We start from the raw sequence: 23,732 nt of genomic DNA on the forward strand, positions 1-23,732 counted from the left end.
AAGTCCAAATCGCCATTCCTTCCCAAGCCTTCATTATCCAAAAAGACTCAAATGTAGAAGCGATGAACGAATTTGAATCGATGCGCGACTGACAAAAAGACTTGCCCTAAATCGGCAAGTCGTAGCTCTTGTAAGCCAAAAGGCTTCGGAAGTCTCATTCCGAAACCTTTTGGCTTTTCGAATTCGAGATATGAATGAGTGGTACTCACTTTTTTCCCTCTTTTACTTCGCATAGATCACACTGGGAAACTAGTCATGATATTACCGAGTCATTCTTGAAGAGGTACAGAACTCCTGCAGGAAATGCGTGTCCACGCGAGACACCGCAGGCTAAAAGACGAGGAGGCTCACGGACCGCCCGCGGAAAGCGAGCACTCGCAGTGACATGAAACGTTCATCATACAAATCATCACACTGGGAGCAAGCAGGCTGCCAGTTTCGTATTCACGCAGAGTGAAGTGGAACGGAGGGTGCGAGACTCCTGCGGGAAATGCGTGTCGACGGTGAGACACCGCAGGCTAAAAGCCGAGGAGGCTCACGGACCGCCCGCGGAAAGCGAGCACTCGCAGTGAAACGAAAGGTTCATCATCCAAATCATCAAACTGGGAGCAAGCAGGCTGCCAGTTTCGTATTCACGCAGAGTGAAGTGGAACGGAGGGTGCGAGACTCCTGCGGGAAATGCGTGTCGACGGTGAGACACCGCAGGCTAAAAGCCGAGGAGGCTCACGGACCGCCCGCGGAAAGCGAGCACTCGCAGTGAAACGAAAGGTTCATCATCCAAATCATCAAACTGGGAGCAAGCAGGCTGCCAGTTTCGTATTCACGCAGAGTGAAGTGGAACGGAGGGTGCGAGACTCCTGCGGGAAATGCGTGTCGACGTGAGACACCGCAGGCTAAAAGCCGAGGAGGCTCACGGACCGCCCGCGGAAAGCGAGCACTCGCAGTGACATGAAAGGTTCATAGTACAAATCTTCAAACTGGGAGCAATCGAATTTCTTCTTTGTTCTCACGCATAGTGGAATGGAACGGTCAGATTTTATAAAACTAAAATCGAATTGTCTACATTCAGAGACTTGCCCTTAATCGGCAAGTCTTTTTTATTGCCAAATAAACTTAAAAACATCACACCATTATGTGATATAATCTTTTCATTGTGTTTACAATTAAAAATTAGATATAGAGGTACATCAATGAATCAGACTTATACGAAATCACAAAAGATCCGCTTGTTATTTTATATATTAATTCCCATCCTGATTACCCAACTCAGCATGTATGCCATGACATTTTTTGATGTGATGATGTCTGGGCAGTACAGCACGCAAGATGTTGCCGGCGTGTCGATCGGCAGTTCGCTTTGGACTCCCGTCTACACGGGGCTGAGCGGGATATTGATCGCCTTGACGCCTGTCGTTTCACAGCTTATTGGTTCCAGGAAATTCAAATCCGTTTCCTATTCCGTCATGCAGGCGGTCTATTTAGCCATTGCTTTGGCCTTGGTCATCTTAATCGTCGGGGCGTTCTCTATAAATCCAATTTTGAATGCCATGAATCTTGAGGATAATGTTCATCGGGTTGCCCATGATTATTTAATTGCCCTATCTATCGGAATCGTTCCCCTATTCGTTTATAACGCATTGAGGGCCTTCATAGATGCGTTGGGCCAAACTAAAATTTCCATGATGATCACTTTGGGTGCACTCCCGATAAACGTCATATTCAATTATCTTTTCATTTACGGAAAGCTAGGTTTCCCCGAACTAGGCGGTGTCGGTTCCGGTTATGCCACTGCCATAACCTATTGGATCATTGCCCTTGTTGCGATCCTCGTGGTGGTGAAGATCAGCCCGTTTTCCACTTATGACATCTTTCGTGAATTTTTCAGGGTTTCCTTGAAAGAATGGCGCGCCTTATTATCGATCGGGGTCCCCATCGGGTTGGCCATCTTTTTTGAAACAAGCATTTTCTCGGCCGTTACCCTCTTGATGAGTAAATATGATACCGTGACAATAGCATCGCACCAGATTGCCATGAATTTTGCGTCCCTGCTTTATATGATGCCGCTCAGCATGTCCATGGCATTGACGATAGTCATCGGCTTTGAAATCGGAGCGGCTCGCTACAAAGATGCCAAGGAATACAGCATGATCGGCATTACTCTCGCTTTGATGATGTCACTCGTATTATCGGCGATCCTATTTTTCTTCCGGGAACCTGTTGCTTCTGCTTATACAAGAGATCATGCGGTCATGATGCTGACATCGCATTTTTTAATATATGCCATCTTCTTTCAGATTTCAGATGCCCTCCAGGCACCGATTCAAGGCATATTGCGTGGATACAAGGATGTTAATGTCACATTTGCGATGTCGCTTGTGTCTTACTGGATTCTCGGGCTTCCGATCGGCTTTTTCTTCGCCCGATATACGGATATGGGCGCCTATGGATATTGGATCGGCCTAATATCCGGATTGGCTTTGGGAGCGGTTGGACTGGCGGCCCGCTTAAGGTTCATCCAGCAAGTCAAATTTAAAAAATTGGCGTAAAAATGGTTGAGGCTGGATTACCGGCCTCACCTTTTTTTCACACGGAAGATCTTTTCCCAAGGACATCCTTCCCGCCCGTGACCGGTATGATGCTGCCTGTGATGAAATCCGATTTTTCCTCACATAGGAACGAGATGACCCTCGCTATATCCTCCCCTGTACCTGGTCTGCCGATTGGTACGGTACCATCCTTTTCCTCTTTCGCGACCTTAATCTCCTGCTCCTTCCATTCACCGATGATATCGCCAGGACAGACCATATTCACGGTTATGCCATACGCCGCTTCTTCCGCAGCCAATGTTCTCGTTAAGGAGGTCAATCCACTTTTTGCGGCGGCAAATGCTGAGCGGTATATCCATCCCGGTGCGGTTTCACAGCGTTCAAATCCAAGTGTAATGACTCTTCCCCAGCCTATTTTGCGCATTTGTGGAATAAGCACCTTGGCAAAATAGAAAAATCCATTTAAATTACCATCCATGATATATTTCCATTCATCGCTGCTGTATTCATTCATCGGTTTACGGTCGTGCATATACGGCCCTGCGTTATGAACGAAGATATCGACATGGCCAAAGCTCTCAAGCACCTCACCCATGATGCGCTGGCAATCTTCCTCACTTGCGGCATCACCTTGGATGGCGAGCGCCTTCACTCCTTTTTTCCGTAATTCGTCCACCAAAGCTAGAGCTGCCTTGCTGCTTTTTCGATACGTGATGACGATAGACATTCCTTTTTCCGCTAACGAATATGCCACCCTTTTGCCGATTCCCGTTGCGCCTCCAGTAATAAAAGCTACTTTTTCATCCACAGGCCATCCCTCTTTATCTAAAGGATTTTACTTAATTATACATAAGTTTAGCCCATTTTCTATAATTTAGTAATTGTTTGAACGAACCTCTAGGCTTTAGCCTGCATAAAATGCAATAAATAAACCTGTCAGTCCATATGCAGGAGAGAGGAATTCGATATGTTTCCCTGGAATTCACTTTTTTCTTTTAAGAACAACCCTAATCAAAAGGACTTCATGAAAAATATGCAGCAAAGTGATGTACAATCGTTCATCGAAAAAGTATTTTCACAAGTCATTCCTGACAATATGCAAGGCATGATGAACCAAAATGATCTCGGTTCAAAAAAAGCACCGGCCCGAACAGAGCATCCCATGCAAGCTGATGTATTCGAAACCCATTTATATGTGTTTGTAAGAATTCCGATCGTTGATGAATCTTGGCTAAAGAAAATGAAACTTTACCATACCTCTAATCAATCGATCATCGAGGGGATTCCAGAAGCCTCCGATCGACACGTCATCACGCTGCCTGCACTTGTGAAGAAAAAAGGGGCATCCGCCCAATTTAAAGAATCGACATTAGAAATACGCCTTCAGAAAAGCTTCCATACCCAGTATTCCGAAATCGATGTATCCGAGTTTTGATTTAGGAGCACACTTAGGAGTGGATGCGGTTCCTGCGCTTTCCTCCAATCTTCATTCATTCCATTCGAATAATAGATGGAAGCTAAAAAAAGCACACCCCATTTCGATGGGATGTGCTCTTATGTGAAACTATCGATTTATTATTTTCCGATGAATTGTTGAGTCCAGTAGTTACCAGATTCTACGTAACCTACTCCAATGTGAGTAAAGCTAGAATTCATGATATTTTCACGGTGACCTTGGCTGTTCATCCATGCTTGTACCACTTCTTCTGGTGTTTGCTGACCTTGTGCGATGTTTTCACCAGCTGATGAATAGCTGATACCGAATTTTTTCATCATATCGAATGGTGAGCCATAAGTTGGGCTATTGTGGTCAAAGTAATTGTTATCTTTCATGTCTTGAGACTTGATACGAGCAACTTTGCTCAACTCTTTGTCGACTTTAAGAGCAGCCAAACCTTGTTTTGCACGCTCTGCATTCGTTAATTTAACGACTTGTTGTTCAAAAGCACTTAATTCAGAGTTTGTCTCTGTTTTTTCATTAGTAGGTTTTTCTGGTTTAGCTTCTGGTTTTGCTTGGTTAGTCGTTCCATTTTGAACTGGTTTTTGTACTGGCTTTTGTTCTGGTTTTTGTACTGGCTTTTGTTCTGGTTTTTGTACTGGTTTTTGTACTGGTTTTTCTTGTGCTTGTACTTGTGCAGCAGGTAGAGTGATATTATATTTAGCTAGATATTGGTTTAGGACCTTTTGCATATCTTCTTGATTCATTGCTTTATATGTTACTTGTTTAACAGTATCACAGTTAGCTGCTTCCGCTTGGTTAGCTCCTACTCCTGTGAATATAATTGCTGCAGCCGCTGCTGCTGACATGATCATTTTCTTTTTCATTCGTATTTCCTCCTGTGATGTTCGTTTTTTTGTTGTTCTTGCTTCTGGAATTATCATAACATGCATTTTTTGTAATATATGCACCATGAATTTCCATCGAATTTACCGGTTACGAACGAGAATGGGTTTTTGTCCACATTTCAGAGAAAGCAAGCAAAAAAGCTTAATCTATCTATGTTTTGAATAGTAGTATATATACTCATATTTTTCCAGACATTCCTTGTCAATGGTAGTTACATAGAACCATTTCCATTGAATACTAATAACTTTTAATTGACATATCATTTCCAAGCTGAATTTTATGACTTTCTTTACTTTTATGTTACAAATTTTTCGATTTCGCTTCTTAAGGCCCCATATTGGCAATACCGATATTTCCAAATAAAAATCGATTCGAACTGACTTCGATCGTTGCTTATCGACTCGCATCATCCATTCCATTCGACTATGCGTGAGTCAAGGGCAAGCTTTCACCTAATCATCTTGTTCAACGCCACAATCGGTTTGTCTGGAGGACTCATGGAAAAGAACAGGCTATTTCCATCTTTGGGGCACTGGTTGAGCACGGATTTACGTGCTTTCAATTCAATGAAATAACAAAAAGGCTTCGGATGGGGAACCATTCCAAAGCCTTTTTGGCTGTATCCTGCGTTACCGGCAGTAGTCGCAGTTTCAATTCATGTCTTCTTGATTCATCTCGTCCATTTCCTTTTTCCCGTCATTTTGTTCAGGAGGACTTGGTTTGCCAATGACGAATTCTTCCTTGGGCATGCTGTGCATATCTCTTGCCGTTACGTGGGCATATACATAATAGGTACCTTCTTCATCAAAGGTCTTTTCGATTTCATAAATGCCGTTGCCCTTATGCTTGGCAGCAATTTTGTCATGTTCATCACTATTTGCCAACCAAATTTCAAAACTGACATCATCCGCATCCTTCACCTTTTCATCCCCATACGTCACCTTAGCCTGGAACTTCACAGGCTCCTTCACTTGGCCTTGGATCGGATCGACAGCCAAATCGACATTTAACATTTGTGGAATGTCATCTTCCTTTCCACAGCCGGCCAACATAATGAACATCGTGCACAATAACATGATTTTTTTCATCTTGAACCTATCCCCTTTTTTAAGAAGTCCACTCTTCTTTTATTGTCGGAAGTATGATCTTGACCTTTGTCCCGATTTTTTCCTTGCTTTGGATTTCAATTTTGCCATGCTGCCATTCCACCATTTTTTTAACGATGGAAAGTCCAAGCCCCGATCCTCCATCAAAACGGCTGCGTGCTTTATTCACCCGATAAAAACGATTCATCACATATGGAAGATCTGCTTTTGGAATTCCTGTGCCGGTATCAGATATCGATAGCTCGCATTCCTCATTCTGCTGAATGAGGGTGATATGGATGGATCCGCCATGATTCGTATACTGAATCGCATTATCGATGATATTATGAAGGATTTGCTCCATCCTTCCTTCATCTCCATATATAATTGGATCTGGATCCAGCTCATATTCCAAGGCCAATTGCTTCTCTTTTATAATCGGTTCATATTTAGCAAGGACATCTTCAATGAATTGGGCAAAAGCTATCGGGGTTTTGCATATTTGGAATGAGTCGCCATCGACTTTAGATAAATCCAGCAAATCCCCTACAATCCGCTGCAGTCTAAGTGCTTCCCGTGAAATCAGCTGAAGGTATTTCCGTTCTTCTTCATTCTTCACGACTCCATCCAATATGGCGTGCGTGTAACCCTTGACGTAACTTAGCGGCGTCCTGAGCTCATGGGCCACATTTTCAAGGAACTCTTTTTTTCTTTCTTCCTCCAAATGAATGGAATTGGCCATATCATTAAACGCTTGCGCCAGCTTGCCAATTTCATCATGACTCTTTACCTGGAGCTGGATGTCATAGTCCCCTTCCGAGACCCGATGGGCAGCAGTCTCGATTTCCTTTATCGGACTGACCAGCTTCTTCAACCATTTGGTTGTAAAATAAATGGCGATAATCAGGAATAATAGAATCGCCACGAGCCACTTCGCAGCAAACTCCTTCAGCAAGTCCGTAATGGAATCCACTGAAACATATGTATAGATGATACCTTCAAGGCGGTGGTCGTCATCAATCAAAGGAATGATGGCCGCTACAATGTTTTTGCCAAACCTTTTTTCATATCCTTCTTTTTCGACCGCTTTTCCATTGAGGAGCATTTGCCTTTCTTCTTCGGAAATGAGTGTGTCATAATTGATTTCAAAAGGCAGACAAGCACTCAATTCCCTTGGATTGTTGACGACAAATACCTCGCTTTCGTTCTTGCTGTTGAACCATTCCACCTTTTCCTTGAAGTCATCATTGATTTCGCCACCGGTATAATCCTTTCCAAGCAAGGAGGCTTCATTGACCAAATCTGTTTTAAGCTTCTCCACATAAAGGTTTTTATAATAATATTGTGAAAGGGAGTATGCGAACAGTACGGATAGGATGATGGCAGTGATGATGGTCAGCCATAGCTTAAAGGTGAGCGATTTCCACTTATTGTTCATTTCTTTTCCTCGATTTTATAACCGATTCCCCACACGGTTTGGATGTAGTCGGCCGTCCTTAGTTTCATCCGCAGTGTTTTGATATGAGTATCGACCGTACGTAAAGATCCCCCATATTCCCCGCCCCAAATGTTTTCAAGGAGTTGCTCCCGACTAAGTGCCTGACCTTTATGCCGCATAAGAAATAAAAGTAATTCGAACTCTTTCAAGGTTAAGTTGATTGGAGATCCCTCCACCAAAACCGTCCTCGATGGGATGTTCAAGCTGATTTTTCCAAAACGGACATAGGCTTGATTTCCTTCGTTCATGGACAATTTCCCTGTCCTTCGTAATACGGCTTCAACTCTTGCTACCAATTCACCTGGATTGAAGGGCTTAACGATGTAATCGTCTCCTCCAAGCTTCAACCCCTTCACTTTATCCCATTCCTCACCTTTAGCACTGACAAATATCAATGGGATGTCCCACTTTTCCCTGATTTTTTCACAAACGGAGAAACCGTCCGTTCCTGGCATCATGATATCCATTAGGATCAAATCGACATCCTGCTTTTCAACAATGCCGATGGCTTCATTTCCATTCGCAGCCTGGAGGCATCGATAACCGGAGTTCAGTAAATACATTTCAACTAAATTCCGCATATCCTCTTCATCATCAACGACTAATATGGTGTAAACATGCATATCATCTACTCCCTCAACAACAATTGAAATGGACCTTCGCCAACTTTGACCGTTTGTTTAACAGCGATTGTCTTTGCATCCATCACATAAATTTCATCACTATCATATCCCGCCACAACCACGTCTTTTTTAAAGCTTGTCATTTCAAAAGGATTGACGCCGACCACTTTCCTTCCCACTTCCTCATATTGCTCATTCAATTTATATAAGGAGCTGGTTCCATGGCTCAGGACATAAATGCCTTCGTCACTCTCCAGGAACTTTATTGGCATCGTGGGCGCCTTCAGTTTTTTCTTCAATTGGCCCGTTTTAGCCGAATATATGTACAGGTCCTCTTCGACGTGGTCCCCATCGCCATGGCCGCCTATCCAAATTTCATCCTTTTCTTCCCTTAATAAAGTGCCTGTGCTTGAGCTATGTATAGGAAATTCAAAGTCGATCTTTTTCGATGCGAGGTTGATCACAGTGCATTTCGTATCACCAAAGTTGATTACATACAAACGGTTACCCTTCTCCCCTTGCAAAACGGTCAAGGGACTTTTGCCTACCTTTACGACATCCTGCTGTTCCCCTTCCTCATCCAAAAAGTGTATCGAGTGGTCCGATTGGTTGACGGCGGCGATGCTTTTACCATCATGGAGGAGCTGCATATTGACGATCCCTTTCCCTGTTTTCCAGCTCTTTATCCGCTTTCCTGCTGATAAGGAATATACTTGGACTTGCTCCATCTCCTTTCCATAAAGAAGAATCGTATCTTTATCTGCCAGAAGCAGGGCTCCCGTGAAAGGTTCGGTAATATCCCATTCGGCAAAGGAATGATAGTTTTCATCCATGAAGGTCAGTGAGGTGTCCTTGATATTGACTGTGGCCAAGAACGCTTCCTTTTTGTTTATTTTAGTGTATGCCGGACTGCCGTTACATCCTGTCAGCAAAAAGACGGCTAGCAAAAGATTAATGCCCCACTTCATCTGTAATCTCCTTATTCGTAAAATATCTATATTTGGAAATTTTAACAATGATTTGTGAAAAAAGTATGAACCAGATAAGAAAATTTATTAACATGCCCTCGGGCCATGGAATCATAGCTTCTCCATCTCAGCAAGATAAACCACTACGATAGCGTTTTTCATATCTTCCGAAAGCTGGGATTCCATTACACGTTTAATGCAAAGGTAAAACTTCTCGGGTTGAGGCTTGCGGGCACGCGGATGAGCATTTTCATCCAAAAGCTCCCGGCGGATGAGTTCGGATAGAAGGTCCGCTCCCCCTTCATCCGTCACCTTGCGATTATTCCAAATACTTAGATATGCTTCCAATAATGCTTCCTTTTTACCTGCTTCTTTCATATTATCCCTTCCATCCCTTACTAATTTATACATATTACCTGTCAAGTTTGTAAAGACTATTTTACTAATAAGAACCATGCATTAAAAAATTCAAAAAGGAGTGAGTACACTGTCTCAAGTATACCGCTGTCCGAATTGCCGGACAAATAAATCTCGCTTCAATCTCATTCAGCAAGTACCGACCCCCATCAAAAAGGACCCGCAATCCGGAGAGATTGTTGAACAATATTCAAACGATACTCTTCAACCATTCCATCTAGCCTATAATGGTCCAGAGGTGCGGGTGCAATGTGCTGCTTGCGGTTTAATCGAAGACGAAAAAACTTTTGCAGCATTTGGCTTGCAACAATAAAAAAATGGTCAGCCCCTTCAAGGGGCCTGACCATTTTTTTCAATCATTTCCCACAGACTTTTTTGCCCGGTCTATGGCAATGGGAATGGCTTTTCCATCCTCATATCCTTCATCCAACAATGCATTTGCGATTTCTATTGCCTTTTCCCTGACCTGATTATCCAGATTCTTCATTGAATCTGGATAATCTTTCTTATTCCATGGCATGAATACCGCCTCCTTGATATGAATGTCTGGTTTTATATTTCCCTCATTCAAATGGCGGTAAACGTTTATGGTCTTGCTTTTGCTTCCAAAGCCTTCAGCTGATCGATCACCACATCCCTATCAAGCTTTTCCCCGATGATGACGATGTTCAATGGCATTTTCATCATTTCATTCATATACATCGGCATTCCGTAGGAGTATTGGAATAAGTGGGGGTATTGTGAATGGGTAAAGGAAATGTATCCTTTCATGCGATAGACCGTTTCCGGAAGGGACCTAAGCCAATCTTCGAAATCCGTCTGTTTCACGGAGCCTTCAAAAGTATGGACGACAGCCGATAAATGCAAATGTTCCTGGACATCAAGCTTTTTATGGCCACCACTACGTTTTCTTTGCATCTGCTGTAACGACTTCAAGGAAACGGCAGCATATTCGGTCAATAAACAGACCGCACCCATATTCAAGGCTTGTATCGAATAAATCAGCTGCGCCGCCTCCATCTCACTCACCAGGTCCGCTTTATTCAGCAAAATGAAATCGGCATGATGGATTTGCTCTGCAAGCAACTGGCGCAGCTGCGGAGACAACTCCTCCCTATCGCGCCACCTCAATAAATCGACAACCGTAATAATTCCTTTATACTCAAGCCTTTTAGCGAAAAGGGGTGACATGATGCCATCCAGAACTTCTACCGGATGCGCCGCACCAGTCGTTTCAATATAAACGGCATCCAAATCGTTTTCTGTGAGCAGCTCATGAAGCTGGACCTCCAGCTTATCCTGAATGGTGCAGCAGATACATCCATCAAACAGCTCCTTCAAAGGCACATCATCACCAATGAGGCCGCTGTCGACCGAGATGCTGCCGAGCTCATTTAAAAGCACGGCCACTTTCCTGCCCGCTTCACTTTCCTGTTTTAATATATTTCGCAGAAGCGTCGTTTTCCCGCTGCCGAGAAATCCGCCTAATATGTATACTTCAGTTGTTTTCATTCAAATCTGCTCCCATGATCCGATTATATTTGCTTCCGTTAAATTTTATCATACTTATCCTGTATAAGCACTTGCGGAACCAACTAAAAAAACCAGCCCGTAAGCTGGTTTTCCAATCATTGCTCATGCTTGAACTTCGTCTTTATCGTAAATTGGCACCCATCCTGCCTTTGTTACGAAAATACGGACAGCAACAGTTTTCCTATCTTCTGCCAAGGTGAAATAATGTCTTGTTGATTCTGGTACGCTAATTAGGTCTCCTGGTTTAAGACGTACATCAAACCACCGATCATCCGTTCCTTCAATGGCAAAGATACTCGTTCCGCCGGCAATGAAACGGACTTCATCATCTTCATGGTGATGTTCGTGCTTGAAGTTTTCAAGCAATTGATCCAAGTTCGGGGTTGTATCGGATAAGGTGATGATATCATGGGCTTTGTACCCTCTTCTTTCGGAAATCTCCGTTATCTCCGTTTGGAACGCTGATAGGATTTCTTCCTTATCAGCATCCGTTAAATCGTATTTTTCTACTAGGTGTGACGGTAATTTCGAAATATCCCACTGCTCATAAATCACCCCTTGTGTTTCCAAAAAGGCTTTTACCTGTTCACCGTTTTCAATAACTTCATTCGTTTCATGCAATCTAATTGTCGCCATCCTTCATTCCTCCTCGATTGAGTGTTATGTTAAAGAAGCAGTAAGTGTCCGTTGAGAATTTAGCAGCAGTTGATATTGAAATAAAAATTCGCAGGCTTCCAGTATCTTTTTTGCTTCGAGGCCGCTTTTGCCCCAAACCGTGATACCATGATTGCGGATGAGCACGGCACCGCAATCGTCTTGGACATGCAGGTTGAACTTTTCGGCTAACAACGGAATGTCCGCATAGTTATAGATGATTGGAATCCTGAATTCCGAATCTTCATCCCATCTTCCTGTTGCTTTAATGATCTCATGATTCCGAAAAGTTACGGAACCTTCATCCCCATACAATTCGGAGACTACATTATTTTCCACTGTGTGGACATGGAGTACGCAATTCGCTTTGGTTTTTTCGTAAATGGCGGTATGGAGTAGAGTTTCGGCCGAGGGCCTTAGCTCCGTCTCCTCGACGGGGTTTCCTTTCAGATCCACCAAGATAAAGTCCGAATCCGATTGCTTTCGCTTATCCTTACCGCTGGCTGTAATATAAAAGCTTCGACTATCGGGCTCGCGGATGGAAAGGTTTCCGCTTGTTCCCATGAACCAATCCCGTTCCGCCAGTTCTGCTTTAATTTCCGCCAGCTCCAGCCACTCCTTCGTACCGTTGTTCATGCTCTTACCTCCTCACGCTGCTTTAAAATGTCCAATACATCATAAAACGTTTCAAAACCCTGATGCGGCAATCCTTCATTTACGCATTTCTCAAGCAATATATCACGGGCTATGACAAGATCCGCCTGTTTAGCCGCTTCAAAATCAGTCACGGAATCACCAATTACATAAATATAGTCATCCTCACCTGCCATTTGCCTCATAATCGTAGGCTTACAGCAGCCGCACTCATTATCACATTGGTCATCACAAGCATGCGGCCACTCAATATAAATCTTTTTCTTATCAAAGTGGGCATTATTACAAAAAACCGCGTCAGTGGGCAATATGTCCTCTAATAGCGGGGCAATGAAAAAATCCATGCCCCCGCTTACGATGTATAAAGGAATCCCGGCTTGTTCCGTATACTTTACGAAATCACGGAACCCCTGCCGAACGTTCGCTGTCTCCTTCACAAATTGGATGATATCGGCCTTCAGGCCACTATCAAGCAGGGAAAACATTTTCCCCACCCCAGAAGATATGCTGATTTTTTGCTGAAGAACGTCATCCTTCAACTTTTCCCATTCCGGGGGAGCGAATTTTTTCATGATGGAAATGATATTATCTGTGTTGGTTATCGTTCCGTCAAAATCACAAAAGATGATCGGTTTCATGATCCTTTACAGTCCTCCCCACAGGACAAGCGCTTTTTTTAGTGCTTCTTCATTTGCCGCAGCCTCAGATAGGCCTTTTCCTTCAAGGACGGCTTCCACAGCAGAACGGAAGGCCTCGGCCCCGCCCTTTGCTCCGTCAGGGTGTCCGTGGATTCCTCCTCCGGCATTGATGACACTGTCCAGTCCAAAATCCTTGATCAAGTCGGGTACCATCCCTGGATGGATGCCTGCTGAAGGAACAGGAAATGCTTTATTCCAGGAAGGTTCGTCTTTCGTCAGTGCACGGGCAATTGCCAATGTCTCCTCTTTTTCAAGTGCGACATTTCCATACGGGGATGGGAATAATGATAAATCCGCACCCGATAGCCTGACTAATTTACCAAGCAGTAAAGGATAGCCGATCCCATAATGGGAGGAAGAGCCCAACGCGCCGCTAAATGCCGGATGGGCCATGATCGGCAGCTTGATTTGATCATGTTCACTCAGGGCTTGCAATACATCCAAACCATATGTATGGACGTTGAACAATAAAGCGTCTGCGCCCGCTTCTGCCGCTTGCTTTGCCTTATCCAATAATTCAAATGTTTTACCTGATAGATTGACGGCATATAAGGTCCGGTGTCCAGTATGTTCATAGACTTCGTTTAATATTTTCTTGCCGGTCTTAATTCTTTCAATAAATGGCGTCTGTACCTGATCAAAAAGGATTTCATCATCTTTAACAAGGTCGACACCACCCAACGCTTGCTGCTTCAGCTGCTCATTATGGAACGTTAGGTCACGTCCTAATACTCCTTTGAAAATGCTCATGACAAGTGGCCGGTCATGAACTTCAATCTTCTCCCTTATGCCGGCAATGCCGAATCTGGGACCTGGGAATGCTTTCTGGATATCTCCGACAAAATCAAGGTCTATCAGTTTAATTGCACCGTCCAAGGACAGTTTTCCGAAGACCGTCGTCAAAATGGCTGGCAAATCATTGGAGAAATTCGCTGCCGGATAAGCGATTTTAATGATCGCGCGGTACACCTTACGATCAAAATAACGGTTTGCCCTCTCTTCTTCCGCAAGCGGCGAAACGGAGACGACGCGCCCCTTATGTTTTTCCAGTTGCTTTTGGACCAACTGGGGCAGGTCCGTCCATGTCCCTACAGTCAGGCCCAAGGCAATGCCTTCTGCTTTTTTCTCGTGATTCCCATGAAAATCATGAATTAAATAAGTGGCGATTATTTCGCTCATTTGATCACTCCTATAACACGTTAGTAAACTCACGAAGTCATAAACCTGAACGTTCTTGGAATAGCAAAAGCCCCTTCATGACGAAGAGGCTTTAAAAAAGCCATCTTCTTATCCCCCAGCCAATGGCTGCAAGAATTAGCACCGTGCCCTGTGGACTAGAAGAAAGTCCGGCGGAGGATTCCGCCCCATCTTACAATGGAATTACGGTCGGTTGCTGGGCTTCATCGGGCTAGTCCCTCCACCTGCTCAAAATAAGAAAACGCTGATATATAAGTACGTGGTAGTATCGAAAGATTAAGAATTTATTTTGTATTCTGACAGGTAATCCATACTTTGTCAATAAGTTTTTAGTTCGCTTAGGTTAAAACAGATTTAACTTGCGTATCCGCTCGACAGCCTCCCCGAGCCGTTCCTCGGAGGTCAAAAGCCCGACCCTGACATAGCCTTCGCCAAATTCACCGAATCCATTACCGGCCGCCACGGCCACATGGGCGTGGGTTAGTAAATGATCGGCAAAACTCTCTGAGGTGAATCCTGCCGGTATTTTAAGCCAGGCAAAAAACGATGCTTCCGGAGCCTTAACCTCCCAGCCGAGGGCACGTAATCCCTCAATGAAAACATTCCTGCGCCCCTCATATACCTTCACCAATTCGGCCACGCACTCTTGCGAATCAAGCAAAGCAGTTGCCGCCGCCTCCTGTATCGCCGGGAAAAGGCTCACATATAGGTGGTCCTGCAAAAGTTCAAGAGCTTCGATGACACTTTTGTTGCCAACGGCGAATCCGACTCTCCAACCAGCCATATTGTACGTTTTCGAAAGTGTATATATTTCGATCCCAACATCCTTCGCTCCCTCTGCCTCGAGAAAGCTAACCGGTTTTTTCCCATCGAAGCCTATGGCTCCATAAGCAAAATCATGGACCACACATATTGAATGCTTTTTGGCATATGATACGGTTTCGGTAAAGAATTCTTTCGTTGCGGATGCACCTGTAGGATTATTCGGATAGTTCAAGAACATCATTTTCGCTTTATCCAGCACATCTTTATGTATAGCTTCGTAATCCGGAAGAAAAGCATTTTCCTCCTTCAACGGCATCCCTTCAATTTCCGCTTTCGCCAGGACGACACCTGAAAGATAATCGGGATAACCGGGATCTGGAACGAGGATCGTATCGCCTGGATTCAATAAACACTGGGGCAATTCGACGAGTCCTGCCTTTCCGCCGAATAGAATGGCTATTTCACTATTCGGATCAAGCTTTACGCCGTATTCCCGTTCGTAGAAGGCAGCTGCCGCATCTTTTAAATATTGATGTCCCCTGAACGGTGAATATTTATGGTTGATCGTTTTTTCAGCTGCAGCCTGTAAACTTTTCACGATATGCACAGGCGTCGGCTGATCGGGATTCCCTTGGCCCAAGTTAATGACATCATGCCCTTGCGCAGTAATTGCATTGACCTTTGCGACCAATGAAGCAAAAAACTGCTTGGGAAGTTGTTGAAGCTGTTTCGATTTTTCGAATTGCAACATTTATTCACCTTCTCTGAAATTTCTTGAAATTCTAGTCACAAATGATATATGTTTATCATAATCTTGTAAAGCATTTTTACCTGTGGAGGTTTTCATAATGAAATGGAAGATGGCTTGCATCCAGATGGATATAGCATTCGGACAGCCTGATCCCAATTATCAGCTGGCCGAACAATGCTGGAAAAAGCCGTGCACGCAGACGCAGATATGGTTATTTTACCAGAGTTATGGGCTACAGGCTATGACTTGACCAGATTGAATGAGATTGGTGATGAAGAGGCAGAAAAGACGATTGAATTTTTCAGGAACTTGGCGCTGAAGCACCAAATCCATATCATAGGCGGCTCCATCGCAAAAAAAAAAAAACACAAAAGGATCTTTAACACGATGGTCATCATCGATAAGAACGGGAAACTCATTAAAGAGTACGATAAGCTTCACTTGTTTCAGTTAATGGATGAACATCATTTCTTGCAGCCAGGCGAAAAGGATGGTTTATTTACCCTTGATGACAAAATATGTGCCGGTTTCATTTGTCATGACATCCGCTTTCCAGAGCGGCAGCGTGCCCACTCCGCTCGAGGGGCAGAAGTTCTGTTCGTAACCGCAGAATGGCCGAAGCCTAGACTCGATCACTGGAGAGCCTTAATGATCAGCCTTGCCTGCCACCGAAAACCAGTCCTATGTTGTAGCCGTGAACCGTTCAGGATCGGCTGTCCATAAGGTATTTGCCGGTCACTCCATGAACATTGATCTTTGGGGGCATATCATAAGTGAAGCAGGAGAGGAAAGCGAACTACTGACAGGCACCTTGGACCTCACCGAAGTATCAAACGCTCGCCACAAAATGCCGGTATTCGAAGATCGCCGTCTTGATTATTATTAATTTGCCATTGACAAACTATTTAAAAGATTGATATTATTTTCCCGAAGATTAAAATTTCAGAAAACATATAAACTCTTATCAAGAGCAGGCTGAGGGATTAAGGCCCTATGAAGCCCAGCAACCGACTGTAATACCATTGTGAAATGGGGCGGATACACCGCCGGATTGCAAAATCCGCAGAGCACGGTGCCAATTCCACCAGAAAACACTTTTCTGGGAGATGAGAGGTCCGAAGCTAATACTTCTGCCTCTTTCTATGGAAAGAGGCTTTTTTATTCTTATTTTTAATGTGGAGGGGAAAGAAATGACTCAAAACCATTCGAATTTTACAAGATTGACTAACGCAACGGCCATTATCCTTGCAAAAAAATTAGGGTTGGTAGATGCCGATGCGAATTTAAGCTGTAAAGAAATTGGTGATGGTAACTTGAATTATGTGTTCCATATTACAGACACGGCCACAAATAAAGGGATAATCATCAAGCAAGCGGTCCCTTATGCCAAAGTGCTTGGCGAAAGCTGGCCGCTGACGTTGAAAAGGGCTGCCATTGAAGCGAATGCCCTTATTCATTTCCGGAGCTATTGTCCCGAATTCGTACCACAAGTCTATTATTCGGATGAGCAGCTAGCCATCACGGTCATGGAAGACTTGTCACACTTGAAAATTGCTAGAAGCGGATTGATTGCGGGCGATTCGTTCCCATTGCTTTCGCAGCATATTGGTGAATATGTTGCGAAGACTTCATTTTACACTTCCGATTATCATTTGGAGCCCTCCGCAAAAAAAGAAGTGGCACGGCAATTCACGAATCCGGAGCTCTGTAAAATCACGGAGGTCTTTATTTTCACCGATCCTTTTTTCGAGGAGCTGCCTGGAGATTTCGAAGTTGAATTAACGGATGCCGCCAAACGGATTTGGCATGATCAAGATGTGATTTTAGAAGTGGCTAAGCTGAAACAAAGCTTCGAAACCGAGCAGGAAGCCTTGCTGCATGGAGATTTACATACAGGAAGTATATTTGCAAGTGAAACCGAAACAAAAGTTATCGACCCTGAATTCGCTTTTTATGGACCAGTCGGTTTTGACCTTGGACAATACACCGCCAATCTCCTCTTTCAGGCGGTCACTCGGAATGGAGCAGGAAAAGAAGAGATATTCAGACAACTCGATGAATTTTGGCGGTCATTTGAAAAAAATTATGCGGAACTATGGAACACCCACAATAAAAGTCCGTTCCGCCATGTGACTGGCTATCTCCCTTATTTACTGACTAAATTCAAACGGGATGCATTCGGTTTTGCCGGATGTGAATTGATTCGAAGAACGATCGGCCTCTCTCATGTCGCAGATTTAAATGTCATGGAAGATAAAGAAACGAAAATCGCGGCCAAAACGGCCACGTTGAAGCTTGGTGCTTTATTGATAAAAAAACGGGAAGAATTGGATGTTCCAGCGGTCATCGAATGGATAAAGCAACAAACGCTGACTTCATCTTCCCTCTAAAAGGAGACCTGCACGTGACGACGATAGCACCTTTACCATATTCGGTACAATGGGACAATACCCATATCACATTATTAAATCAACAAGCCCTTCCTGCCATCACTGAATTCATTAAACTTCATTCGGTTGAGGATGTATATGACAGCATCCTTACATTAAAGGTGCGCGGTGCACCAGCGATCGGACTGACAGCAGCATTCGGGGTGGCACTTGGTGCCCAGCAGGAAGCTGCAACGAATTTAGCGGATTTCAAAAAAAATGTAACGAAACATATCGAAAGGCTCGCCTCTTCCAGGCCTACTGCCGTCAATCTTTTTTGGGCATTAAAGAGAATGAAGAATAAATTGATGGAGGCCCAAAGCATTTCTGCTGCCAAGGAAGCACTTGTTTTCGAGGCTAAAGCCATCTTTGCAGAAGATGAAGAAATGTGCAGGAAAATCGGGGAGCATGGCTTATCGTTATTCGCAAAAGGAGATTCCGTATTGACGCATTGCAACGCGGGTGGAATTGCCACAGCCCGTTATGGCACGGCACTGGCCCCTTTTCATCTAGCTAAAGAGCGGAATTTCCCGCTGAAAGTGTACGCCTGTGAAACCAGACCTGTTCTGCAGGGTGCGCGATTGACCGCTTGGGAACTGATGCAAGCAGGTGTTGACGTCACCTTAATCTCTGATAATATGGCTGCGCATACGATACATCAAAAACGAATCAATGCCATTATAGTAGGGGCCGATCGGATTGCGGCAAATGGGGATACAGCCAATAAAATAGGCACTTTGGGCTTAGCCATCTTAGCCAAGCATTTCGGGATCCCTTTTTATGTGGCCGCTCCATCAAGCACGTTCGACCTTTCTCTTGAATCGGGTGCGTCCATCCCGATTGAAGAACGAGATGGAGCCGAAATCACCTCCATTCAAGGAATCAGGTTCGCACCGGAAAACGTCAACACATTCAATCCAGCCTTTGATGTAACGCCCAATCATTTCATCACTAGCATCATCACCGAGAACGGGATCATTCAACCGGACTTTTCCAATAACATCCCGAATTTCGTGAAGTGACGGTTCTTTCATTCGAGTGGTGACTAAAAAAACGAGCGTGGATTCAAATCCATGCTCGTTTATTAAATAGCTTTTTCATTTATTCTTACGAGGTCTTTTATAAAATAACAAAACCAGTTTGTGGTTTTCGCTACGAAAAGGGCATGCCCCTGCCTACTTTGAAAAGAACTTTTGAAGCGCCCGCTTATTTTTCGTCTCATCCATTTCCAACACCGCCCCAATCTCGGGATATTCTGCATCTTTAAAGCTTCCTTCGACAGGAATCCTCAACGTTTCGACGGTTTCCGGTGCATGAATGACGGCCTTCGGTCCCATTTCCAATATCGTTTTCAGACCTATATCAGTATCCAAATAGGAGAGGCCTTGTTCAATTATGTCAGGAAGGGCTACCACTCCTTCAAAGGAAGAGATTTGGTTGATGAATCCGTTTTTTAATTGAAGCAGCACATCTTGCTGTCTGTCCACCCTTCCAAAATCACTTTCATCGTCATGCCTAAAGCGGACATATTTCAATATTTCCTCACCATGTAACACATTTTTACCAGTGCTTGCTTGGATGCTCATGTCATCAATGATTGTTTGATCGACGTCGACCACCACCCCATCAGGGGCAAGCAAGTCCACCATCTTCACAAATCCCTGAAAATCTATTACAGCTACATGATCGACTTTGACACCAAAGCTATCATGGATGGTTTTCTTAAGCAATTCCTTTCCCCCATAATAATAAGCAGCATTTATCTTATTGTATTGAGGATGAACGCCGGGGATTTTAACATAACTGTCACGCATGATAGAAGCCAGCTTCAGCTTCCCCTGTTCAGGAAAGTATCTGGCAAGCATGATCGCATCGGACCGGGATTTTTTCTCTCCCCTGGAATCAACCCCAATTAACAGAAATGTTTTCTCACCGTCCTGGATCTTTTCATTGGTTAAATTTTTTTCCGTACCTGCGTTTCCATTTTGTTTCGGTAAAGGGGCATAGGTGCATCCTGCCAAAATCAAGACCAATAGATATATGTACAATACCTTCTCTTTCATTACCTCACCTCATCGGAAAATTAATTCTATTTTTACCTTTAAATGGATTATTATGCATACAATTACAAAAGATCTGTCAGCGATTATTTATCCACAGTTGGAGGGCCTATACGTAAAACGTTGCTTTGCACTTCAGCTGAAAGCCGAGGAGGCTCAAAGGAGCACCTGCAGTGCAATGGAACGGACCAAGTACCAATCCTCCAAAATTGAAAGCAATCAGGATTCCACCTTCATGTTCAAGCAAAAGTGGAATGGAACGGAAGGCGCGAGACTCCTGCGGGAAATGCGCGTCTACTTGAGACTACGCAGGCTGAATGCCGAGGAGGCTCAAGGACCGCCCGCGGAAAGAGAGCGCCTGCAGTGCAATGGAACGGACTAAGTACCAATCCTCCAAAATTGAAAGCAATCAGGATTCCATCTTCATGTTCACGCAAAGTGGAATGGAACGGAAGGCGCGAGACTCCTGCGGGAAATGCGCGTCTACTTGAGACTACGCAGGCTGAATGCCGAGGAGGCTCAAGGACCGCCCGCGGAAAGAGAGCACCTGCAGTGCAATGGAACGGACCAAGTACAGTTCACCCAAAACTGGAAGCAAATCCAAGACTATAAAATAAAAAAAAGATGCTGCCTGCAAAATGCAGACAGCATCTTTTTCAAGTTACCCTTTTATTAAAATGTCCTTTGATGGAGACACTTTACTGACAGGCTTCTTATCGTTTACTTGATATCTTTCTTCACTACTTCTACCGCTTTTTTCAATTGTGTATCGTTTTCGAGGATTTTATCCCGGATAACCTCCATCAATTTCACGGTTGTATCATCTTTAATGATCCCAGTTTCTTTGATTTTTTGATCCCTTTGGAATGCTTTGACCGCATTCGCGGTTTCTTCATCAAAGAATCCGTCTATCTTACCTGGATCATGTCCCGCTTCCTTCAGCATCTTTTCTGCTGCCTTCACTTCACTGGAGGAATCCGATTCTTTCAATTCCTTATCCGGCGAAATGTACGGAAGGCTCGCATAATCAGGGAGCTTCACCTCAATATCCGGCTTGATTCCTTTTTTATGAATCCAATTGCCCTCAGGAGTCAGCCATTTAGCTGCCGTGTATTTGAAGTTTGAACCATCATCAAAGTCTTCCGCGGTCTGCACGGTTCCTTTCCCAAACGATTTAACCCCGACCAAAGGAATGTCGGCAGATTCACGGACGGCTGCTGCGACGATTTCCGATGCGCTCGCACTGCCATCATCAATCAACACGACTACCGGGACCTTCTTCAACGTACCATCATTATTTGATTTATATACTTCTTTTTTACCGCTTCGATTCTCAACTTGGAGGACCACTTCCCCATTCGGTATGAACAGGCTTGCCATATCAATCGCTTGGTCAAGCAGGCCTCCTGGGTTTCCTCGTAAATCCAGCACTACACCCTTCATATCCTTCTTGGACATTTCTTTAAGTGAAGATTTCAGCTCTTCCACCGTATGTTCGGAAAAGCTGGTCACTTGGATTTTCGCGACACCATCGTCAAGCATTTCAGCATAAACGGTTTCGATCGGGATCGTGTCACGTTTAATCGTGAATTCGATTGGGTCCGACTCACCTGCTCTTGAGATGGTCAAATTCACTTTCGTTCCCTTTTCGCCCCTGATTTTCAGGACAGCTTCAGAAGAGCTAAGCCCTTTTACGCTCTTGCCATCGACACTCATGACGATATCATTCGGTTTTATCCCCGCTTTTTCTGCTGGAGATCCTTTTATCGGTGAGACGACCATTATGTGACCATCCTGCTCTTGTATTTCGGCACCGATACCTTCAAAGGATGATGAGATGCTTTCATGAAAACTAGAAGCTTCCTTTTCATCCATATAAGCAGAGTATGGATCATCCAGGGATTTAATCATGCCATTGATGGCACCATCAACAAGCTTGTCTTCATCAATGTCCTTATAGTAATTATCCTTTATCGTATCGTATGTAGAAAACAGCTTTTCGAATTCCGAATGTTTATCCGGAGCCAAGGATTCGACTTTTTCATCTCCAAAAGTCAGGGCTATGGTCGTAATCCCTGCGGTTAGAAATATGAGTAAGAAAATCCCCATAATGAACGTAAACTTCTTTATTTTAATGAATTTCCCTGCCTCTTTAGGCTGTTCTTGATTTTCTTCTTCCACTGATGCCTCACCACTTTCATTCATCATGACAAATATAAAACGATTTGTTTCCATTTTATCAGCTTTGAAGCCAATCGAAAAATAATAGTTATCAAAAATAACAATTTAAATTTTATGTATTATCTTATGTCCCTCCGATGTACAGGCAGGGGATATCCTTTCATGCGGGTAGCAAGGAATAAACGCGACCATAGCAAAGCCAGCACATATATACGGCAACATTTATTCCTGGCCACCTGCCGGGGGACCTTCATACTCAATTATCAGTCTTGTATAGCTGCTTCCAGGGCCACCTCGACCATCTCGTTAAATGTTGACTGACGTTCTTCAGACGACGTTTCCTCGCCAGTTAAGATATGGTCGGAAATGGTCAATACCGATAAAGCTTGACGCCCAAACTTAGCTGCAAGGGTATATAAGGCAGCTGACTCCATTTCTATCGCTAATATTTGGTATTTTGCCCATTTTTCCAAATCACTATTATCATTATAAAATTGATCGGCCGTAAACACATTGCCAACCTTCAATTCCAAGCCTTTTGCCGTTCCTGCTTCATATGCCTTCCTTAACAAATCAAAATCAGCCGTCGGGGCAAAGTCGACTCCGCCAAACGTCATACGGTTCATTTGCGAGTCGGTTGAAGCGCTCATTGCAAGAATAACATCCCTGACTTTTACATCTTTTTGGATGGCCCCGGCAGTGCCTACGCGAATCAGCTTCTGGACATTGTAGCTATTCATCAATTCGTTTACATAAATGGAAATCGACGGAACTCCCATACCAGTACCTTGGACAGAAATGCGTTTTCCTTTATAAGTACCTGTATATCCAAACATGTTGCGTACTTCATTGTAAAGCTTGGCTTCCTCTAAAAATGTTTCAGCAATGTATTTTGCACGCAATGGGTCCCCAGGAAGTAAGACCGTTTCTGCAATTTCATTTTCTTTTGCACCAATATGTACGCTCATTTAACTATGTCCTCCTTAACTTGTGGTTGAAATCATATTCAAAAACTACTATACCATATCAACCACAAGTTAGGAAAATTGAACCTTATTCAATTGCCTGAAAAGTTAAAGAGACTTCCAAACAGGATCAAGGCTTGTCGAATCCAGCTCATTCACTGCAAACAAAACGGCGGATGTCCGCCGTCTTTAGAAAGTTTATTAATTAAGGGAAAGGAAGCTGCTGACCGTCTAATGACAGTCTACTCATCGACTTCTTCATCAATTATGCATTTCTCTAGAAGATATTCGAATGTGATGTCAGCAAGATCTTCAACTTCAGCTTCTGTCGGAAGATAGCCCCTTCTGATCAATTCTTGAA

Annotated in this window: 23 protein-coding genes, 2 pseudogenes and 2 riboswitches; of the genes and pseudogenes, 7 read left to right on the forward strand and 18 right to left on the reverse strand. The window is 43.9% G+C overall.

Annotated features, from left to right (window positions below):
• Nucleotides 1–1,190: 1,190 nt before the first annotated feature.
• Nucleotides 1,191–2,546, forward strand: coding sequence for an MATE family efflux transporter (locus CVN76_RS24045; RefSeq protein WP_100533327.1), 1,356 nt, complete (start codon nucleotides 1,191–1,193; stop codon nucleotides 2,544–2,546).
• A gap of 37 nt (nucleotides 2,547–2,583) precedes the next feature.
• Here CVN76_RS24045 and CVN76_RS24050 read toward each other — a convergent pair whose 3' ends face one another.
• A complete protein-coding gene (locus CVN76_RS24050) occupies nucleotides 2,584–3,354 on the reverse strand; it encodes an SDR family oxidoreductase (protein ID WP_100533328.1) in 771 nt (256 codons plus the stop codon).
• 216 nt (nucleotides 3,355–3,570) lie between these two features.
• Here CVN76_RS24050 and CVN76_RS24055 point away from each other — a divergent pair, with 216 nt between their 5' ends.
• The gene (locus tag CVN76_RS24055) at nucleotides 3,571–3,981 is read left to right on the forward strand and encodes an Hsp20/alpha crystallin family protein (protein WP_232732451.1); all 411 of its coding nucleotides are present in this window, start codon (nucleotides 3,571–3,573) and stop codon (nucleotides 3,979–3,981) included.
• Nucleotides 3,982–4,121: 140 nt separating this feature from the next.
• On the opposite strand, the gene CVN76_RS24060 is transcribed toward CVN76_RS24055, so the two are convergent.
• From CVN76_RS24060 to CVN76_RS24090, 6 genes are all read right to left on the reverse strand, one after another.
• Nucleotides 4,122–4,871: a CAP domain-containing protein gene (locus tag CVN76_RS24060; protein WP_100533329.1), complete on the reverse strand. Its 750-nt coding sequence runs from the start codon at nucleotides 4,869–4,871 to the stop codon at nucleotides 4,122–4,124.
• Nucleotides 4,872–5,543: 672 nt separating this feature from the next.
• A complete protein-coding gene (locus tag CVN76_RS24070) occupies nucleotides 5,544–5,981 on the reverse strand; it encodes a FixH family protein (protein ID WP_100533331.1) in 438 nt (145 codons plus the stop codon).
• A 19-nt stretch (nucleotides 5,982–6,000) separates the two neighbouring features.
• Nucleotides 6,001–7,416, reverse strand: a complete 1,416-nt coding sequence (locus tag CVN76_RS24075; protein WP_100533332.1) for a sensor histidine kinase — start codon at nucleotides 7,414–7,416, stop codon at nucleotides 6,001–6,003.
• On the reverse strand, nucleotides 7,413–8,099 hold the full coding sequence (locus tag CVN76_RS24080; RefSeq protein WP_100533333.1) for a response regulator transcription factor: 687 nt from the start codon (nucleotides 8,097–8,099) through the stop codon (nucleotides 7,413–7,415). Before CVN76_RS24080 ends, CVN76_RS24075 begins: the two co-directional genes overlap by 4 nt.
• A 5-nt stretch (nucleotides 8,100–8,104) precedes the next feature.
• A complete protein-coding gene (locus CVN76_RS24085; protein ID WP_100533334.1) occupies nucleotides 8,105–9,067 on the reverse strand; it encodes a YncE family protein in 963 nt (320 codons plus the stop codon).
• Between the two features lie 111 nt (nucleotides 9,068–9,178).
• Nucleotides 9,179–9,445, reverse strand: coding sequence for a hypothetical protein (locus CVN76_RS24090; RefSeq protein ID WP_100533335.1), 267 nt, complete (start codon nucleotides 9,443–9,445; stop codon nucleotides 9,179–9,181).
• 109 nt (nucleotides 9,446–9,554) lie between these two features.
• Between CVN76_RS24090 and CVN76_RS31495 the strand changes: the two genes are divergently transcribed.
• Nucleotides 9,555–9,797 carry a DNA alkylation repair protein gene (locus CVN76_RS31495; RefSeq protein WP_081092267.1) on the forward strand — a complete coding sequence of 81 codons (243 nt, stop codon included), beginning with the start codon at nucleotides 9,555–9,557 and terminating at the stop codon, nucleotides 9,795–9,797.
• Nucleotides 9,798–9,842: 45 nt separating this feature from the next.
• Here the strand turns inward: CVN76_RS31495 and CVN76_RS31500 are convergent.
• From CVN76_RS31500 to CVN76_RS24125, 7 genes and pseudogenes are all read right to left on the reverse strand, one after another.
• Nucleotides 9,843–10,004, reverse strand: a pseudogene (locus CVN76_RS31500) (hypothetical protein); the annotation flags it as partial.
• A 65-nt stretch (nucleotides 10,005–10,069) separates the two neighbouring features.
• Nucleotides 10,070–10,996 carry a CobW family GTP-binding protein gene (locus CVN76_RS24100; RefSeq protein ID WP_100533336.1) on the reverse strand — a complete coding sequence of 309 codons (927 nt, stop codon included), beginning with the start codon at nucleotides 10,994–10,996 and terminating at the stop codon, nucleotides 10,070–10,072.
• Nucleotides 10,997–11,119: 123 nt separating this feature from the next.
• Complete coding sequence (locus tag CVN76_RS24105; RefSeq protein WP_100533337.1) at nucleotides 11,120–11,653, reverse strand: cupin domain-containing protein; 534 nt, start codon at nucleotides 11,651–11,653, stop codon at nucleotides 11,120–11,122.
• A gap of 24 nt (nucleotides 11,654–11,677) precedes the next feature.
• Nucleotides 11,678–12,307 carry a methylthioribulose 1-phosphate dehydratase gene (locus CVN76_RS24110; RefSeq protein ID WP_100533338.1) on the reverse strand — a complete coding sequence of 210 codons (630 nt, stop codon included), beginning with the start codon at nucleotides 12,305–12,307 and terminating at the stop codon, nucleotides 11,678–11,680.
• Nucleotides 12,304–12,963, reverse strand: a complete 660-nt coding sequence (locus CVN76_RS24115; RefSeq protein ID WP_100533339.1) for a 2-hydroxy-3-keto-5-methylthiopentenyl-1-phosphate phosphatase — start codon at nucleotides 12,961–12,963, stop codon at nucleotides 12,304–12,306. The genes CVN76_RS24110 and CVN76_RS24115 overlap by 4 nt, the downstream gene beginning before the upstream one ends.
• A 6-nt stretch (nucleotides 12,964–12,969) precedes the next feature.
• Nucleotides 12,970–14,202, reverse strand: coding sequence for a 2,3-diketo-5-methylthiopentyl-1-phosphate enolase (gene mtnW, locus CVN76_RS24120; protein WP_100533340.1), 1,233 nt, complete (start codon nucleotides 14,200–14,202; stop codon nucleotides 12,970–12,972).
• A gap of 105 nt (nucleotides 14,203–14,307) precedes the next feature.
• Nucleotides 14,308–14,460: riboswitch (SAM riboswitch) on the reverse strand.
• Nucleotides 14,461–14,563: 103 nt separating this feature from the next.
• Nucleotides 14,564–15,736: a pyridoxal phosphate-dependent aminotransferase gene (locus CVN76_RS24125; protein ID WP_100533341.1), complete on the reverse strand. Its 1,173-nt coding sequence runs from the start codon at nucleotides 15,734–15,736 to the stop codon at nucleotides 14,564–14,566.
• Nucleotides 15,737–15,833: 97 nt separating this feature from the next.
• Here CVN76_RS24125 and CVN76_RS24130 point away from each other — a divergent pair.
• From CVN76_RS24130 to mtnA, 3 genes and pseudogenes are all read left to right on the forward strand, one after another.
• Nucleotides 15,834–16,622: pseudogene (locus CVN76_RS24130) on the forward strand (carbon-nitrogen family hydrolase).
• A 72-nt stretch (nucleotides 16,623–16,694) separates the two neighbouring features.
• Nucleotides 16,695–16,849, forward strand: a riboswitch (SAM riboswitch).
• 77 nt (nucleotides 16,850–16,926) lie between these two features.
• Entirely contained in the window at nucleotides 16,927–18,126 is a 1,200-nt protein-coding gene (gene mtnK, locus CVN76_RS24135; RefSeq protein WP_100533342.1) for an S-methyl-5-thioribose kinase, read from the forward strand.
• A gap of 14 nt (nucleotides 18,127–18,140) precedes the next feature.
• Complete coding sequence (gene mtnA / locus CVN76_RS24140; protein WP_232732452.1) at nucleotides 18,141–19,187, forward strand: S-methyl-5-thioribose-1-phosphate isomerase; 1,047 nt, start codon at nucleotides 18,141–18,143, stop codon at nucleotides 19,185–19,187.
• A gap of 153 nt (nucleotides 19,188–19,340) precedes the next feature.
• Here the strand turns inward: mtnA and CVN76_RS24145 are convergent, their stop codons facing one another.
• Nucleotides 19,341–20,228, reverse strand: a complete 888-nt coding sequence (locus CVN76_RS24145) for an LCP family protein (protein ID WP_100533344.1) — start codon at nucleotides 20,226–20,228, stop codon at nucleotides 19,341–19,343.
• 52 nt (nucleotides 20,229–20,280) lie between these two features.
• On the opposite strand from CVN76_RS24145, the gene CVN76_RS31225 reads away from it, so the two are divergent.
• Nucleotides 20,281–20,607, forward strand: coding sequence for a hypothetical protein (locus CVN76_RS31225; RefSeq protein ID WP_157805781.1), 327 nt, complete (start codon nucleotides 20,281–20,283; stop codon nucleotides 20,605–20,607).
• Between the two features lie 338 nt (nucleotides 20,608–20,945).
• Here CVN76_RS31225 and CVN76_RS24160 read toward each other — a convergent pair whose 3' ends face one another.
• From CVN76_RS24160 to CVN76_RS24170, 3 genes are all read right to left on the reverse strand, one after another.
• On the reverse strand, nucleotides 20,946–22,460 hold the full coding sequence (locus tag CVN76_RS24160) for a S41 family peptidase (protein ID WP_232732453.1): 1,515 nt from the start codon (nucleotides 22,458–22,460) through the stop codon (nucleotides 20,946–20,948).
• Nucleotides 22,461–22,669: 209 nt separating this feature from the next.
• Nucleotides 22,670–23,374 carry a purine-nucleoside phosphorylase gene (gene deoD, locus CVN76_RS24165; RefSeq protein WP_061140446.1) on the reverse strand — a complete coding sequence of 235 codons (705 nt, stop codon included), beginning with the start codon at nucleotides 23,372–23,374 and terminating at the stop codon, nucleotides 22,670–22,672.
• A 239-nt stretch (nucleotides 23,375–23,613) separates the two neighbouring features.
• Nucleotides 23,614–23,732: YozD family protein (locus CVN76_RS24170; RefSeq protein ID WP_100533347.1), on the reverse strand; the 119-nt coding region annotated here is incomplete at its 5' end.

It is taken from the genome of Bacillus sp. mrc49 (assembly GCF_002803435.1).

What these genes read in the sequence shown, in the direction of transcription:
- CVN76_RS24045 (WP_100533327.1), top strand. Translation starts at nt 1,191, where the DNA reads ATGAATCAGACTTATACGAAATCACAAAAGATCCGCTTGTTATTTTAT.
- CVN76_RS24055 (WP_232732451.1), top strand. Translation starts at nt 3,571, where the DNA reads ATGAAAAATATGCAGCAAAGTGATGTACAATCGTTCATCGAAAAAGTA.
- CVN76_RS24060 (WP_100533329.1), bottom strand. Translation starts at nt 4,871, where the DNA reads ATGAAAAAGAAAATGATCATGTCAGCAGCAGCGGCTGCAGCAATTATA.
- CVN76_RS24070 (WP_100533331.1), bottom strand. Translation starts at nt 5,981, where the DNA reads ATGAAAAAAATCATGTTATTGTGCACGATGTTCATTATGTTGGCCGGC.
- CVN76_RS24075 (WP_100533332.1), bottom strand. Translation starts at nt 7,416, where the DNA reads ATGAACAATAAGTGGAAATCGCTCACCTTTAAGCTATGGCTGACCATC.
- CVN76_RS24080 (WP_100533333.1), bottom strand. Translation starts at nt 8,099, where the DNA reads ATGCATGTTTACACCATATTAGTCGTTGATGATGAAGAGGATATGCGG.
- CVN76_RS24085 (WP_100533334.1), bottom strand. Translation starts at nt 9,067, where the DNA reads ATGAAGTGGGGCATTAATCTTTTGCTAGCCGTCTTTTTGCTGACAGGA.
- CVN76_RS24090 (WP_100533335.1), bottom strand. Translation starts at nt 9,445, where the DNA reads ATGAAAGAAGCAGGTAAAAAGGAAGCATTATTGGAAGCATATCTAAGT.
- CVN76_RS24100 (WP_100533336.1), bottom strand. Translation starts at nt 10,996, where the DNA reads ATGAAAACAACTGAAGTATACATATTAGGCGGATTTCTCGGCAGCGGG.
- CVN76_RS24105 (WP_100533337.1), bottom strand. Translation starts at nt 11,653, where the DNA reads ATGGCGACAATTAGATTGCATGAAACGAATGAAGTTATTGAAAACGGT.
- CVN76_RS24110 (WP_100533338.1), bottom strand. Translation starts at nt 12,307, where the DNA reads ATGAACAACGGTACGAAGGAGTGGCTGGAGCTGGCGGAAATTAAAGCA.
- CVN76_RS24115 (WP_100533339.1), bottom strand. Translation starts at nt 12,963, where the DNA reads ATGAAACCGATCATCTTTTGTGATTTTGACGGAACGATAACCAACACA.
- mtnW (WP_100533340.1), bottom strand. Translation starts at nt 14,202, where the DNA reads ATGAGCGAAATAATCGCCACTTATTTAATTCATGATTTTCATGGGAAT.
- CVN76_RS24125 (WP_100533341.1), bottom strand. Translation starts at nt 15,736, where the DNA reads ATGTTGCAATTCGAAAAATCGAAACAGCTTCAACAACTTCCCAAGCAG.
- mtnK (WP_100533342.1), top strand. Translation starts at nt 16,927, where the DNA reads ATGACTCAAAACCATTCGAATTTTACAAGATTGACTAACGCAACGGCC.
- CVN76_RS24145 (WP_100533344.1), bottom strand. Translation starts at nt 20,228, where the DNA reads ATGAAAGAGAAGGTATTGTACATATATCTATTGGTCTTGATTTTGGCA.
- CVN76_RS31225 (WP_157805781.1), top strand. Translation starts at nt 20,281, where the DNA reads ATGCATACAATTACAAAAGATCTGTCAGCGATTATTTATCCACAGTTG.
- CVN76_RS24160 (WP_232732453.1), bottom strand. Translation starts at nt 22,460, where the DNA reads ATGGAAACAAATCGTTTTATATTTGTCATGATGAATGAAAGTGGTGAG.
- deoD (WP_061140446.1), bottom strand. Translation starts at nt 23,374, where the DNA reads ATGAGCGTACATATTGGTGCAAAAGAAAATGAAATTGCAGAAACGGTC.